This window comes from Lichenicola sp. GTC18331 (assembly GCF_055386855.1).
Genome location: NZ_AP045015.1, coordinates 3,247,056 through 3,260,688, shown reverse-complemented (window position 1 = coordinate 3,260,688; position 13,633 = coordinate 3,247,056). Strand labels below are relative to the sequence as shown.

Sequence of the window (13,633 nt, the reverse complement as noted above, 5' to 3'; positions counted from 1 at the left end):
CACGGTCGCTCGTGAGCGGGTCAAAGATCTTACGAACGCGACCTTTCCGAGCGCGCAGGAGCGGGCGATGCTACCCGTGTGCCTGAGGCAGGCGTATCCGGCCGGTCGGCGCCGTCCAGTCGGATACCTCTCTACCGGCACTCCTCACAGAACGCGCCGATGCGCGTGCACGCTTGCGCCAGCGCCGCATCGCTCGACGCCACGCTGAGGCGGAGATAGGGGCTGAGGCCGAAGGCGGAGCCGGGAACGGTGGCGACAAAGGTTTCTTCCAGCAGCGCCATCGCCACGTCGTCGTCGGTGGCCAGCGGGCGGCCGGCGGGGCTGGTGCGGCCGATCAGGCCGGAGACGTTCGGGTAGACGTAGAATGCGCCGTCCGGCACGGCGCAGGACAGAAACGGGATCGTTCGCAACGCGTCGATCACCAGATCGCGCCGGCGCTTGTAGGTGTCGCGCATGGCGGACACGATGCTCTGCTCGCCGTTCAGCGCCGCGACGGCGGCGGCCTGGGTGATCGGCGAGGCACCGGAGGTGGCGTTGCTCTGGATCACGGACATGCCTCGGATCAGCGCCGCGGGGCCGCCCGCGAAGCCGATGCGCCACCCGGTCATCGCATAGGTTTTGGACACGCCGGACAGAGTCAGGATGCGGTCGCGCAGAAAGGGCGCCACCGCGGCCAGAGAGGCGTGCGGTTCGGACGTGAAGTTGAGCTGTTCGTAGATCTCATCGCAGAGAACCCAGACATCGGGATGCCGCTGCAACACGACGGCGAGCGCTTCGAGATCCGCGCGCGTGCTGATCGCGCCGGTCGGATTGTTGGGGAAATTGAGGATCACCCAGCGTGTTCGCGGCGTGATCGCCGCCTCCAGCGCTTCGGGGCGCAACCGGAACCCGTCCGCTTCCAAGCAGGGCGCGAAAACCGGCGTGCCGCCGAGCAGCTCCACCGTCAGCGGATAGGAGGCCCAGTACGGCGTGGGGATCACGACCTCGGAACCGGGATCGAGCGTCGCCATCAGCGCGTTGAACAGGAGCTGCTTGGCGCCGTTGCCGACGATGATCTCGTTATCGGCGTAGTCGAGCCCGTTCTCGCGCGCGAACTTGGCGCGCACGGCGTGTTTCAGCGCCGGCGTGCCGTCGACCGGCGGGTATTTGGTCTGGCCGGCCAGGGCGGCGGCGTGGGCCGCTTCGGTGGCATGGGCAGGCGTGGCAAAATCGGGCTCGCCGAGGGCCAGCGAGATGACGTCATGTCCCTGGGCGCGCAGGGCGCGGGCGCGCACCGACATGGCGATGGTCGCCGGCGCCTCCACCGAGGCCAGGCGAAGGGCGAGCGGCGGCATGTCGGTGCGCTCCGTGTCTTAGCGCAGCGCGGCGCAGAAGCGCTGGATGCGGGTGCAGGCTTCGCGCAGGCTGTCCGTGTCGGTCGCATAGGACACGCGGAAATGGCCGGGGAACATGAAGGCGGCGCCATGCACCGCGGCCACGCCCTGCTCTTCCAGCAGCGCCGAGACGAAGCTCTCGTCATCGGTGATGGCGACGCCGCCGGCGCTGGTCTTGCCGATGCAGCCCTGGATCGACGGATAGACGTAGAACGCGCCTTCCGGCTTGTGGCAGGTGATACCCTCGGCCGCGTTCAGCATCTCGACCACCAGATCGCGGCGGCCCTGATAGGTCGCGACCCAGTCGGTCAGGAAATCCTGCGAGCCAGTCAGCGCTTCGAGGGCTGCGGCCTGGGAGATCGAGGACGGGTTGGAGGTGGACTGGCTTTGCAGCTTGTCCATCGCCTTGATCATGCGCGAAGGCGCGCCCGCGAAGCCGATGCGCCAGCCGGTCATGGCATAGGCCTTGGAGCAGCCGTTCATGGTCACGGTGCGGTCGCGCAAACGCGGCTCGACCTGCACCACCGTCGCCGGCTTGAAGCCGTCATAGACCAGCTTGTCGTAGATGTCGTCGGTGAACACCCAGATGTCCGGGTGACGGAGCAGCACGTCGCAGATCGGGCGCAGCTCTTCGGCGGAATAGGCGGCGCCGGTCGGGTTGTTGGGCGAGTTCAAGAAGAACCATTTGGTTTTCGGCGTGATCGCCGCTTCCAGATCTTCCGCGCGCAGCTTGAAGTTGCTGTTCGGGCCGCAGGGCACGATCACCGGGGTGCCGTCCGCCAGCGCCACGATATCGGGATAGGACACCCAGCACGGCGACGGGATGATCACCTCGTCGCCCGCATCCAGCGTCGCGACCATGGCGTTGAAGATCACCTGCTTGCCGCCGGTGGAGACGATGATCTCGTCCGGCGCGTAGTCCAGGCCGGAATCGATGCGGAATCGTTCGGCGACCGCCTTCTTCAGCGCAGGCGTACCGGACACGTCGGTGTATTTGGTCTGGCCCGCCTCGATGGCGCGGATCGCCGCCTGCTTGATCGGCTCGGGCGTATCGAAATCCGGCTCGCCCGCCGACAGGGAGATGATGTCGCGACCGGCCGCCTTGAGCGCACGCGCCTTGGTGGAGATGGCGATCGTCTGGCTCGGGCTGATCTTGTTCAGACGGGCGGCGATGAGGTCCATGAAGTTCCTGCCGGATGATGTGGCTGCGGAATGCGGGTGGGGAAGCTAGTTCGAAAGGCGGCGGAGGGAAACGCCCTTCGGCTCATTGCAGCATCCCGGGCAGCATCCCGGCCGCTTCCGACATTCAGCGCACCGCGAACAGGTTGTACCCCCAGCCGGGCAGGTCGACGAACAGCCCGTCCCGGCCGATCTCGGCCCCGTCACGCTCATAGCTGTCCGCCCCCATGCGATCGTCCAGGGTGAGTGGACCGTCGCCGAGCCCGGCATGCAGGCGGCACTGGCCGCGATCGGGGCCGAAATTGACCACCAGCAGGAAGTGCGCGCCATCCCTGCCGCGCCAGAGGGCGGAGACGAAGCGCTCGTGGCTCGGATTGCCGTCCCAGGCCGGGCCGGGCTGGACCGCGTGGAACGTGCCGTCGCGGAAAACCGGCTGGTCCAGCACCGACAGGAGCCGGGTGTAGAAATCCAGCACCGGCTCGTCCACCGGCTCGTCCGGGCCGCGATCGAGATGGATCGGGATATGCACGCGCCGGCCTTCGAGCTGGCCCTGATGCAGGAAGCGCAGACCGGGGACGGCGAAGCACAAGAGCGCCGCCGCCTGGTGCTTCGACCAGGGAAACACGGCGGCGGCGCGCTGCTCGTCGTGATTTTCGAGAAAGCGAGCCATATACGCCTGGCCTTCCGGGTCCTGCGAGAGAATGTCCCGCACATGCCCGGTTTCGCCGTCGCGCAGCGCATCGTAGAGCGCCTTGTCGTAGGCCCAATCGAAGCCGTCCGCGAGCAGACGGCCGTCGAGACCCCAATACACTTCGGCCATGAGGCGGAAGGCCGGGTTCGCAGCCTTGGCGCGGGCGATCGCGTCCGGCCAGAAGGGCTGCACGCTGCGTCCGGCCAGTTCGGCCGACCACGTGCGCTCGAACACGTCCGGCAGCAGCAGCATGGCGACGTCGCAGCGGACACCGTCGCAACGAGCGGCGAGGCGTAAAAGCTGGTCCGACATGGCGGCCTGAGTGTCGGGATTGGCGTAGTCGAGTTGCACCGTATCGCACCAGCCGGGGAAATACGGGTCGCGGCCGTGCGCGAACACGGTATCCCCGATGCGGATCCAGTTCAGCGGTTCACGGTCGAGATCGGCCTGCGTGCCGCGCATGAAGAGGGCCGGATTCTCGCTGACCCAGGGATGGTCCGGTGCCATGTGGTTGGGAACAAAATCGAGCATCAGACGCAGATCGTGCGCATGCAGGCGCTCACGGAGGCGGGCCAGGGCCTCGTCACCGCCGAAGGCGGGCTCGGTATCGTAGCCGGCGATGGCGAAGGGCGAACCGGTGATGTCGTCTTCGCGCAGGTCGGGCAGCGCCTCGTGGAATTGCGGCTGCCAGGCCGGATTGCTGCGCGAGATCGCGCGGCCTGCGGCATCGGTGCGCCAGACGCCGAGCATCCAGACCCAGTCCACGCCGAGGGCGCGCAGATGCGCCAGCGCCTCGTCCGGCAGGTCGTCCAGCGTGGCCGGACGACCGAGCGTCTCACCCATGGCGCGCATCAGCACGCGCGTGTTGACCTGATAGAGCATCGGGTTGGCGGGCAGTTCGCGCATGCAACACTCCGATCGGACGGTTGGCCGACACGATAAGGCGGCACACTGCGCCCAGCCACCAGAGTTCTCTGTCCTCGACGCAGTTTCGCGTGAAGATTTACGTCGCAGCACAGGCCGGCGCGTTCGCTCCGGCATCCGCGAGACGCTTCACCGCCTCCGGCGTCCAACCCTCCGCACGCAAGGCGGCGATCGTGGCGGAGCGATTGCGTTTGGACAGGCGCTCGCCGTTCGCATCGCGCAGCAACAGATGGTGCGCGTAGGCGGGTTCCGGCCAGCCCATCAGCGCTTGCAGCAGGCGGTGCAGATCGGCGCTGGGTTCGAGATCGACGCCACGCGTGACCAGGGTGATTCCGGCCAGCGCGTCGTCATGGGTGCAGCAGAGATGATAGGAGGCGGGGCTGTCCTTGCGGGCGAGGACCACGTCGCCGAATGCAGCGGGATTGCAGCCCGCCCTGCCCTGCTTCTCTTCGAACCGCGTCAGGGGCCCCACCTGGCGGCAGGCGAGGTCGCCGCGCAGACGGAGCGCATGCGGCACGCCTTCGGCAAGAAGTGCGTCCCGGAGGGCGGGATCGAGATCGCGGCATGTGCCGGGATACAGGGTGGAACCGTCCGGAGCCGCGTGCGGCGCACCGGAAGCAGCAGCGATATCGGCACGGGAACAGAAGCAGGGGTAGAGCAAGCCGCGCTCGGACAGCGCGTCCAGAACCATGCGGTATTCAGGAAAATGCTCGGATTGAACGCGCACGGGGCCGTCCCAGTCGAGGCCGAGCCAGCGCAGATCGTCCAGGATCGCAGCGGCATAATCGGGGCGGCAGCGGCCAGGATCGATATCCTCCAGACGCAGCAGGAACGTCCCCCCGGCCTCGCGAGCGCGCCGCCATCCCTCCAGCGCGGAGGCGACGTGGCCGAGATGAAGCAGGCCGGTCGGGCTCGGCGCGAAACGGGTGCGGAGGATGGGTCGCATGCGACAAGATGGTGACATGAGCAGCGCGAATCCGCACGCGGCTTGCGATCGGACGGGGCACCTGCGATACAAAAGGGGAAAGTTCTCGACGACGCACATCGGCTGGCGTTTGTTTCAGTGAACGCTTCGACCTGATCGTGCTGCGTCCTTCGACACGGAGGCGCGTGATGCGGAACGACGTGGGCAGTATCGCCCGGCTTCGACAAGGGAGCCGGATCGCGTGAGCCATATCGGCGACCTGAGCAACCTGCAGACGCTGGTTCTGAACGCCGACATGCAGCCCATGAGCTGGGGGCCGCTTTCCGTATGGTCCTGGCAGGATGCGCTTGTGGCGGTTCTGCAGGACCGGGTGACGCCGGTGATCAACTACGAAACCGAAGTCCGCTCCGCCAACAGGAGCTTTCCGATCCCCTCCGTGGTGGCGCTGAAGCAGTTCCATCGCCGCAAACGGGTCGCCTTCACCCGCTATCATGTGTTCCTGCGCGACGGGTTCCGCTGCCAGTATTGCGCCGAAACCCTTTCCGCCAAGGAGTTGACCTTCGACCATGTGGTGCCGCGCTGCCGTGGTGGCGTGACGTCCTGGACCAACGTCGTGACCTGTTGCCAGCGCGACAATCTGCGCAAGGGCAGCCAGTCCCTGAAGCAGAGCGGCATGCAGCTCCTGCGCCGCCCGATGGAGCCGAGCCCGCGTCAGGTGGACGAGGCCGCCAAGCGTCACGCCACGCGCGACAATCTGCACAAGACCTGGCTCGACTTCCTCTACTGGGACGCCAAGCTGGAGGAATGACGCGCCGCAGCCTCAGGCCCGCTGGTGCAGTACGCAGAGCAGGGTGAACAGGCGACGTGCGGTTTCGAAATCGATGTCGATCTTGCCGTGCAAACGGTCGATCATGATCTGCGCGCCCTCGTCGTGCAGACCGCGCCGGCCCATGTCGATGGCCTGAATCGCCTGGGTGCGGCCATCCTGGATCGCGTGCTCGTAGCTGTCCACGAGGAGCTGGTAATCCTTGATCAGGCGACGGAACGGGCTGAGCGCCAGCGCGAAGACATGCAGTTCGCGGTCCTCGGCATCGCGCACATCCAGCACCAAACGCCCATGTGCGATCGAGAGATGCAGGATGAAGGGGCCGGTGAGTCCGACAGGCGCAAAGGAGGCGGACACGCGCAGATCGGCGATCGCTTGCGCACGCTCCCGTCCCTCCTGCTGATCGACATGGTGGCTGGCACGTCCATCGTCTCCCAGAACAACGGACAGGATCGAGTCGGGGCGGACGGAATTCATGCAGTGTGCCCCATCGCGTGTTGCTCGTTCATCTGTTGCATCAAAGTAATGACCACGTCCTGGACGCCCGAGACCATGATCTGCACGCCGATGCAGAGCAGGATCAGCGCCACGAGGCGGGTGACGATCCGGGTTCCGGATCGCCCCAGCAACTGAACCAGACGCGGCGCGCCGGCATAGGCGATCCAGACAACGAGACAAACAGCGGCAGCCGCGAGACAGGCGCCGGACAGGAACTCGATCTTCGCCAACCATCCGGACCGTTCGGGACGTTCGGCACCCAGCGCGATCGCAACGGAGATACTGCCGGGTCCTACGGTGAAGGGCATCGTCAACGGAAAGAAGGCGGTGGACGAGATATCGGCGACGGCCGTGCGTCCGTCTTGCGAGGCCTGGTTGGTTTTCTTGGCTTCGGTCACCTCCGGCGCCTGCAGCATGCTCCAGGCACGCACCGCCACGACCAGGCCGCCGGCCAGGCGCAGCGCGCCGATCGTGATGCCGAAGAACGCCAACAACGTGCTGCCGATCCAGAGCGAGACCAACAGGATCAGCAGCCCATACACCGCCACCATGCGTGCCAAGGCGGCACGCTCGCGGTCGCTGCGCCCGTCCGTGACCTCGGCGAAAATCAACGATGCGCCGAGTGGGTTGACGATGGAGAACAGGGCGGGAAAAGCCAGCAGGAAGGCGCCGGACAGGTTGGCGAAGTTGGTCATGAACGCCCCTGGGCGTGATTCGGCTGGCGGTCGTGCTGGCCTGCTCCTTCATACACGCGTTCCGGCTCTAGGGCACAGGCAACGCGGAGGGGTGCACCCAAACCGCAACTAGGGGGTTGCATCCCCGCCCGCCTTCCCCTAAATGCACCGCCACTGGCCACGTCCTGTTCGTCTAGGGGCCTAGGACACCGCCCTCTCACGGCGGTAACAGGGGTTCGAATCCCCTACGGGACGCCAGTAAAACCAATCAGATAGCGTAGCACATGGCAGCTTTCATGGTCCAATTGGATCAGAGGCACGGGTGCTCCTCGTTTCGGAATTGGCCGAAACAGCGATGCTATGTTTGCCTCGCTACGGCATTTTCCCAGGGCGAACGACCGTCATTCGGTAGCGGCTTGGCGAGGACCCCGTCAGACGCCTGAACGTCGCCCCGAACGCGCTTTCCGATTCGTAGCCAACAGACACGGCCACATCCGCCAAAGAGGATCCCGGGCGCGTCAGCCGGTCCGCCGCGACCACCATGCGCCATCGCGTCAGGTAGCCAATCGGCGTTTCACCCGTGACGCGCTCGAACCGCTCCGCGAAGCGCGACCGCGACATGCCGGCCGTGGTCGCGAGCGCGCTCACGGTCCATTTCCGCGCGATCTCGCCATGCATGGCCGCGATCGCGCGCGACAGGGCCGGGTCGGACAAGGCCGCAAGCCATCCGCCTCCGGCCGCTCCGCTTTCCAGATGAACTCGCAACGCCTCGACCAGCAGGGCCTGCGCCAGATGACTGGCGAGCAGCGCCCCACCTGGGCGCGGCCGGCTCAGCTCGTCCATCAAACGCTTCACGCCTGCATGAAGAGCGAGCCGGCTACTGTCCGAACCGACATGGATAAGCGGCGGAAGAGCGGCGAACAGGATCTCTGCCCCGGCCCCATCTAGCGCGAAGAAGCCGCCCAGCCCCAGCGTCTCGCCGCCGCCGTTCAACGTGGTGATCTCGCCCACCGGGACGCTGGACAAAAGGGCCATGGCATCGATCGGCTCGGCATTCGCGCACGAAAACAGGCAAACCTCGTGTCGGCCGTTCAAAAGAACCACGTCGCCACTCTGCAACGCCAAGGTGTCGCCGCCTCCGGACAGGCGCAGCCAGCAGCGCCCGCTCTCGATCGCGAAGCATCGCAGGCACGACGTCGACGGAAACATCAGCGCCCACGCGCCGGCCGTGTCGATGCCGCGAAAGACGTAATCGCTTGGCCGCACGAAACGCAGGATATCGGACAGCACATCCATGAGATTGGGACGATCGCAACGGAATTCGCGACCATCGCGCATGGCCGGTCTCGCGAGCCTAGTCAAAACTGGCGTCCGGCACCATCACCGGTCAGGACCGAACCATGGCTTCGTACCGCCTCGACGACCCTGAAGGGGGCAAGAAAGGCCTTTTCCCGACAGGCCGTCTCGCCTGGGCCGGGATGGCGGCTCTCGGCACCGCCGTCGCTCTGGTCTCGTTCCGCTACACCTTCGGCAAGGGACCGGTCCCCACCAATGTCGCCGCCAACCGGCATGTCGATCCCTGGATCGTCATCCACGCCACCAGTGCCGCCACGGCGCTGCTGCTCGGTCCCGCGCAATTCGTGCCGACGCTGCGGAAACGCCTGCCTGTGCTCCATCGCACCGTCGGCAGGCTGTATGTGGCCGGCTGCGCCATCGGCGGCGTCTCGGCCCTGGTTCTTTCCAGCGGCATATCCGCCGGACGGATTGCCCAGTTCGGATTCGCCTCGCTCGGCGTGACGTGGCTGGTCACGACAGGCACGGCGCTGGACCGCATTTTCGCGGGCGACGTGTCCGAACACCGGCGATGGATGATTCGTTCCTACGCCCTCACCTTCGCCGCCGTCACGCTGCGTCTCTATCTTCCGCTGTCGCAGCGTCTGGGCTTCGGCTTCGCACCCTCCTACAGCGCGATCGCGTGGCTCTGCTGGCTTCCCAACCTCCTCGTCGCGGAATGGTCTCTGCGCCGCCGCCATCCATCGGCGCGACCGGATGGGGCCGTCCTCCTCGACCTCGTGTAGCGAGGTCCGATCACACCGCTACGGCATGCCGTCCGCTCGACATCGCGCGATAGCGGTCGAACACCGCCGCCACGCTGCGCAGGAACGGCGTTCCGGGCTCCAGCACGCGCACTTGCGCGCCCTCGACCGACACCAACCCATCCTCCTGCGCCTCCGCCAGGGCGGGCAGATCCGACAGCAGCGTGTCTGGCTCGAAACCATGTGCCTGCGCCGCGGCACGCAGATCGATCTCGCCCCGGCACATCAGCGCGCCAATCACCGCTGCGCGCAGACGATCATCGTCGGTCAGCACCACACCACGCGCGGTCGCGAAACCGCCCGCATCGATCGCCTCGGCGTAAGGCGGCAGCGTCGCGTGATTCTGCACATAGCCACCGTCGAAGCGACCGATCGCCGACGCGCCGATGCCGATCAGCGTCCTCGCATCGTCCGTGGTATAGCCCTGGAAATTGCGATGCAGCCGCCCGGTTCGTGCCGCCTCGGCCAGGGCGTCGTCCGGTTTGGCATAGTGATCGAGACCGACCGCCTCGTAGCCGTGCGCACGGAGCGCCGTATCGATCGCGGCGCGTTGCCGGAACCGTTCGGCCGCATCGGGCAACGTTTCGTCCGCGATCAGAGCCTGTTGCCGGCGCAACCACGGCACGTGCGCGTAGCCGAACACCGACAAGCGATCCGCGCCCATCGCCGATACGCGCGCGGCGGTATAGGCCGCACCGTCCTCGGTCTGTAGCGGCAGACCGTAGATGAGATCGAGATTGATCGAGCGCACGCCGATGCTGCGCAGGGACGCGATGCAGCCCGATACCATCTCCGCATCCTGGATGCGCCCGACGGCGCGCTGCACCGCCGGATCGAGATCCTGCACGCCCAGACTGGTCCGATTGATTCCCATGCGCACGAAGGCGTCGAGATGCGGGGAGGAGAGATGGCGCGGATCGACCTCCACCGACGATTCCGCATCTGCCCGAACGGCGAACGCACGTCGCAGCGTGGCATCCACCTCCTCCAGCGCTTCCGCCGGAAGTGCGCTCGGCGTGCCGCCGCCCCAATGGATGTGCGACACCGGCACACGACGCCCGATCACTTCGGCGACCCGCTCCAGTTCTCGGATCATGCGGCGCGCATAGGCCCAGCGCGGCGCCGACTGCCGCGCCACCACCGCATGGCAGCCGCAATACAAACAAAGCCGATCACAGAACGGAACATGCAGATAGATCGAGACCGGTTCATCGTCCGGCAGATCCTGCAGCCAACCGGCATAGACCGACGCATCCACCGCAGGACCGAACTGCACTGCGGTTGGATAAGACGTGTAGCGCGGCACCGCTCCGCCATGACGGCGCAGCAACCGCGCCAAAGCAGCATCCGACGGAACGGGCGGCGGAGTAGAGAGCGCGTCGCGAGAACGATCCAGCGACGCGCCGATCTGTCCACTCATGGCGGGAACCCTTTCCGGTTGCGATGATCGTGTCATCGAACCGGATCGGGCTCCCGCCGTCCTTGATTCACATCAGGGGCGATGCGTTCTTGCCGTTGAACCCGGAAGAATGCGGATCCGTCGGCAGGTTCTCTTCTTTCGGCAGACGGAACTCGTGCCACATGCCGTTCAGCACCGCGAACGACACGGCCAGACCCAGCCCCAGAACCCAGCTGAAATACCACATGGCGGTTCCCCTCAGTAGAAATCGTGATTGGTGGTCACTTCGGCACTGGTGATGCGTCCCCACAGAACCCGGTAAACCCAAGCCGTGTAGAGCAGGATCAAGGGCAGGAAGATCACCGTCGAGACCAGCATGTTGAACAAGGTGCTTTCGCTTGAAGACGCGTTCCACACCAGGAGGCTGGAATGCGCATCCACCGAACTCGGCATCAGGAACGGGAACATCGACAGACCGACCGTGGCGATAATGCCGGCACTCGACAGCGCCGATCCGGCCAGCGGCAATACGTCGCTGCGACGCATCAGCCCCAGCAGAGCGACGATCGCGCCACCGAAGCCGAGCACGGGGCCGATCAGCATCCAGGGATGGGCGCCGAAATTCAGCAGCCAGCCGCCGGCGGTGGCGATCGTTTCCGCACGCAGCGGGTTGGACGGTCCGGTCGGGTCAACCGCGTCCGCCAGACGGAAGCCGATGCCGCCGAACGCCATGTCCAGCCCGCCCACGGCGAACAGGACCACGGACAGGATCGCCGTCACCATGCCGACCTTGCGCGCCCGCTCATGCAGCGCACCATGCTCAAGCTTGATCGCCAGAAACGACGATCCATGCAGCAGCATCATCGACACCGACAACAATCCGCACAACAACGTGGTCGGCGTGAACAACCCGAAGAAGCTGCCCTCGAAATACACGCGCAGATCGTCGTCCAGACGGATCGGCACGCCTTGCAGCACATTGCCAACCGCCACGCCGAACACCAGAGCCGGCACCAGACCGCCGACGAACAGGGCCCAGTCCCAGCGCGTACGCCAGGAGGCTTCCGGCTTCTTGGAGCGATACTTGAAGCCCACCGGCCGCATGATCAGTGCAGCCAGAACCAGGAACATTGCCAAATAGAAGCCGGAGAAGCTGGCGGCATAGACGAACGGCCAGGCCGCGAAGATCGCGCCGCCGCCGAGGATGAACCAGACCTGGTTTCCTTCCCAGGTTGGACCCACGCTATTGATCATCATGCGCCGCTCCTGATCGGTCTTGCCCAGGAACGGCAGCAGGGCGCACACGCCGAGATCCCAGCCATCGGTGAGCGCGAAGCCGATCAGGAGGACGCCGAGAAGCGCCCACCAGATCACGCGAAGCGTTTGGTAGTCTAAGAGGCTGTGCATGACGGGCTCCTCACGCGACCAGGGGGGTGGCGGGCAGGTTGCCCGGCAAAGGCGACGGCTCGTCGTGTTCGTCCGGGCCGTGGCGCACGGTGCGGATGATCAGCCCGAGCTCGATCACGGCCAGCGTGCCGTAGATCAGCGTGAAACCGATCAGCGTGATCCAGAGCTGTCCGCGCGACAGCGAGGACGGAGCGAGACCCGTCGGCAGCACGCCGTCGATCGCCCAGGGCTGACGGCCCAGCTCGGCAACGACCCAGCCCAGCTCGGCGGCGATCCAGGGCAACGGCAGGGCGGCGACGGCGCACCACAGGAACCAGCGCTTATCGAAGCGGCGCAGCGTGCAGAGCACGAAGGCGGTGGCGAACAGCGCGATCATCGCGAAGCCGATCACGGCCATGATGCGGAACGCCCAGAACAGCACAGGCACGTCGGGCACGGTGTCCCAGGCGGCCGCGGCGATCTGCGCCGGCGTCGCGGTCAGCGGATCGTGCATGGTGCGGCGAAGCAGCAACGCGTAGCCGAGATCATGCTGGTGCAGCGCCAGCTGTTCGCGCGCCGCCATGTCCTTCGGGTTCTGCTTCAGAACCTGCACCGCCTTGTAGGCGACGAGGCCGGAGGTGATGCGATCCTGCGCCTTCGCGACCAGCTCCTCGATGCCGATCACCGGCGTGTCGATGCTGCGGGTCGCGATCAAACCCAGCACCCACGGCACTTCGATCGCCGCGTGGGTGACATGCGTCCTGGTGTCGGGAAAGCCGAACACGGTGATGCCGGCCGGGGCCGGCGCGGTGTACCAGGCGGCCTCGACCGCGGCCAGCTTCATCTTCTGGTTGTCGGACAGGGTGTAGCCGGACTCGTCGCCCAGCACGACGGCGGACAGCGACGCCGCCAGACCGAACGAGGCCGCCACCGCCATCGAGCGTCGCGCCACCTGATGCCAGCGGTTCTGCAGCAGATAGATCGCCGACACGCCCAGCACCACGACGGAAGCGATCACGTAGCCGGCGCTGACGGTATGCACGAACTTCGCCTGCGCCACCGGATTGAACAGCACCGCGCCGAAATCGACCACTTCCATGCGCATGGTTTCGGGGTTGAAGCGCGCGCCGACCGGATTCTGCATCCAGCCATTGGCGATCAGGATCCACAGCGCCGACAGGTTTGTGCCCAGCGCCACCATGAATGTCGCGAAAAGATGCCCGACGCGCGACAACCGGTTCCAGCCGAAGAACATCAGCCCGACGAAGGTCGCTTCCAGGAAGAAGGCCATCAGGCCCTCGATCGCCAAAGGCGCCCCGAAGATGTCGCCCGCATAGGACGAGAAATAGGACCAGTTGGTGCCGAACTCGAACTCCATGGTCAGGCCGGTCGCCACGCCGAGCACGAAGTTGATGCCGAAGAGCTTGCCCCAGAACCGGGTCACCTGGCGCCAGATCTCGCGCCCGGTCATCACGTAGATGCATTCCATGATGACGAGCAGGAACGACAGGCCGAGCGTCAGCGGCACGAACAAGAAGTGGTAGAGAGCGGTCAGTGCGAACTGCAACCGCGACAGATCGACGAAGCCGGGATCCATAATCGTATCGCCTCCGGTCCCCCGGCGCGACGAAATGGCGACGAAGGGTTCTGGCGCCTCGATAG

General features: G+C 66.1%; 13 protein-coding genes and 1 tRNA gene. 3 read left to right on the top strand and 11 right to left on the bottom strand.

Going from position 1 to position 13,633, the window contains the following annotated elements; translation table 11 throughout:
- Window positions 1–131: 131 nt before the first annotated feature.
- From ACZ5BM_RS14980 to gluQRS, 4 genes are all read right to left on the bottom strand, one after another.
- Window positions 132–1,334, bottom strand: coding sequence for a pyridoxal phosphate-dependent aminotransferase (locus ACZ5BM_RS14980; protein WP_498908919.1), 1,203 nt, complete (start codon window positions 1,332–1,334; stop codon window positions 132–134).
- An 18-nt stretch (window positions 1,335–1,352) separates the two neighbouring features.
- Complete coding sequence (locus ACZ5BM_RS14975; protein WP_498908918.1) at window positions 1,353–2,555, bottom strand: pyridoxal phosphate-dependent aminotransferase; 1,203 nt, start codon at window positions 2,553–2,555, stop codon at window positions 1,353–1,355.
- A 124-nt stretch (window positions 2,556–2,679) separates the two neighbouring features.
- The gene (locus ACZ5BM_RS14970) at window positions 2,680–4,149 is read right to left on the bottom strand and encodes an alpha-amylase family protein (protein ID WP_498908916.1); all 1,470 of its coding nucleotides are present in this window, start codon (window positions 4,147–4,149) and stop codon (window positions 2,680–2,682) included.
- 97 nt (window positions 4,150–4,246) lie between these two features.
- Window positions 4,247–5,113 carry a nucleotidyl transferase family protein gene (gene gluQRS, locus ACZ5BM_RS14965; RefSeq protein ID WP_498908915.1) on the bottom strand — a complete coding sequence of 289 codons (867 nt, stop codon included), beginning with the start codon at window positions 5,111–5,113 and terminating at the stop codon, window positions 4,247–4,249.
- A gap of 220 nt (window positions 5,114–5,333) precedes the next feature.
- Between gluQRS and ACZ5BM_RS14960 the strand changes: the two genes are divergently transcribed.
- Window positions 5,334–5,900: an HNH endonuclease gene (locus tag ACZ5BM_RS14960; RefSeq protein WP_498908914.1), complete on the top strand. Its 567-nt coding sequence runs from the start codon at window positions 5,334–5,336 to the stop codon at window positions 5,898–5,900.
- 12 nt (window positions 5,901–5,912) lie between these two features.
- Here the strand turns inward: ACZ5BM_RS14960 and ACZ5BM_RS14955 are convergent, their stop codons facing one another.
- A complete protein-coding gene (locus ACZ5BM_RS14955) occupies window positions 5,913–6,395 on the bottom strand; it encodes a UPF0262 family protein (RefSeq protein WP_498908912.1) in 483 nt (160 codons plus the stop codon).
- On the bottom strand, window positions 6,392–7,111 hold the full coding sequence (locus tag ACZ5BM_RS14950) for a MarC family protein (RefSeq protein WP_498908911.1): 720 nt from the start codon (window positions 7,109–7,111) through the stop codon (window positions 6,392–6,394). Before ACZ5BM_RS14950 ends, ACZ5BM_RS14955 begins: the two co-directional genes overlap by 4 nt.
- Window positions 7,112–7,272: 161 nt before the next feature.
- Here ACZ5BM_RS14950 and ACZ5BM_RS14945 point away from each other — a divergent pair.
- Window positions 7,273–7,348: transfer RNA gene (locus ACZ5BM_RS14945), tRNA-Glu, on the top strand.
- 114 nt (window positions 7,349–7,462) lie between these two features.
- Here ACZ5BM_RS14945 and ACZ5BM_RS14940 read toward each other — a convergent pair.
- Window positions 7,463–8,428, bottom strand: coding sequence for an AraC family transcriptional regulator (locus tag ACZ5BM_RS14940; protein ID WP_498908910.1), 966 nt, complete (start codon window positions 8,426–8,428; stop codon window positions 7,463–7,465).
- 62 nt (window positions 8,429–8,490) lie between these two features.
- Between ACZ5BM_RS14940 and ACZ5BM_RS14935 the strand changes: the two genes are divergently transcribed.
- Window positions 8,491–9,168 carry a DUF2306 domain-containing protein gene (locus ACZ5BM_RS14935; RefSeq protein ID WP_498908909.1) on the top strand — a complete coding sequence of 226 codons (678 nt, stop codon included), beginning with the start codon at window positions 8,491–8,493 and terminating at the stop codon, window positions 9,166–9,168.
- A gap of 10 nt (window positions 9,169–9,178) precedes the next feature.
- On the opposite strand, the gene hemN is transcribed toward ACZ5BM_RS14935, so the two are convergent.
- The 4 genes from hemN to ACZ5BM_RS14915 all read right to left on the bottom strand — a co-directional run bounded on the left by hemN (window position 9,179) and on the right by ACZ5BM_RS14915 (window position 13,568).
- On the bottom strand, window positions 9,179–10,606 hold the full coding sequence (hemN, locus tag ACZ5BM_RS14930) for an oxygen-independent coproporphyrinogen III oxidase (RefSeq protein ID WP_498908908.1): 1,428 nt from the start codon (window positions 10,604–10,606) through the stop codon (window positions 9,179–9,181).
- Between the two features lie 67 nt (window positions 10,607–10,673).
- Window positions 10,674–10,832, bottom strand: a complete 159-nt coding sequence (gene cydX, locus ACZ5BM_RS14925) for a cytochrome bd-I oxidase subunit CydX (protein ID WP_498908907.1) — start codon at window positions 10,830–10,832, stop codon at window positions 10,674–10,676.
- An 11-nt stretch (window positions 10,833–10,843) separates the two neighbouring features.
- Window positions 10,844–11,992, bottom strand: coding sequence for a cytochrome d ubiquinol oxidase subunit II (gene cydB / locus ACZ5BM_RS14920; protein ID WP_498908905.1), 1,149 nt, complete (start codon window positions 11,990–11,992; stop codon window positions 10,844–10,846).
- A 10-nt stretch (window positions 11,993–12,002) separates the two neighbouring features.
- Window positions 12,003–13,568, bottom strand: a complete 1,566-nt coding sequence (locus ACZ5BM_RS14915) for a cytochrome ubiquinol oxidase subunit I (RefSeq protein WP_498908904.1) — start codon at window positions 13,566–13,568, stop codon at window positions 12,003–12,005.
- Between the last annotated feature and the right edge of the window lie 65 nt (window positions 13,569–13,633).

Excerpts from the sequence above, each read along its gene's own strand:
- ACZ5BM_RS14935 (WP_498908909.1), top strand. The coding sequence starts at position 8,491 with ATGGCTTCGTACCGCCTCGACGACCCTGAAGGGGGCAAGAAAGGCCTT.
- ACZ5BM_RS14940 (WP_498908910.1), bottom strand. The coding sequence starts at position 8,428 with ATGCGCGATGGTCGCGAATTCCGTTGCGATCGTCCCAATCTCATGGAT.
- ACZ5BM_RS14970 (WP_498908916.1), bottom strand. The coding sequence starts at position 4,149 with ATGCGCGAACTGCCCGCCAACCCGATGCTCTATCAGGTCAACACGCGC.
- cydX (WP_498908907.1), bottom strand. The coding sequence starts at position 10,832 with ATGTGGTATTTCAGCTGGGTTCTGGGGCTGGGTCTGGCCGTGTCGTTC.
- ACZ5BM_RS14915 (WP_498908904.1), bottom strand. The coding sequence starts at position 13,568 with ATGGATCCCGGCTTCGTCGATCTGTCGCGGTTGCAGTTCGCACTGACC.
- gluQRS (WP_498908915.1), bottom strand. The coding sequence starts at position 5,113 with ATGCGACCCATCCTCCGCACCCGTTTCGCGCCGAGCCCGACCGGCCTG.
- cydB (WP_498908905.1), bottom strand. The coding sequence starts at position 11,992 with ATGCACAGCCTCTTAGACTACCAAACGCTTCGCGTGATCTGGTGGGCG.
- ACZ5BM_RS14975 (WP_498908918.1), bottom strand. The coding sequence starts at position 2,555 with ATGGACCTCATCGCCGCCCGTCTGAACAAGATCAGCCCGAGCCAGACG.
- ACZ5BM_RS14955 (WP_498908912.1), bottom strand. The coding sequence starts at position 6,395 with ATGAATTCCGTCCGCCCCGACTCGATCCTGTCCGTTGTTCTGGGAGAC.
- ACZ5BM_RS14980 (WP_498908919.1), bottom strand. The coding sequence starts at position 1,334 with ATGCCGCCGCTCGCCCTTCGCCTGGCCTCGGTGGAGGCGCCGGCGACC.
- ACZ5BM_RS14950 (WP_498908911.1), bottom strand. The coding sequence starts at position 7,111 with ATGACCAACTTCGCCAACCTGTCCGGCGCCTTCCTGCTGGCTTTTCCC.
- hemN (WP_498908908.1), bottom strand. The coding sequence starts at position 10,606 with ATGAGTGGACAGATCGGCGCGTCGCTGGATCGTTCTCGCGACGCGCTC.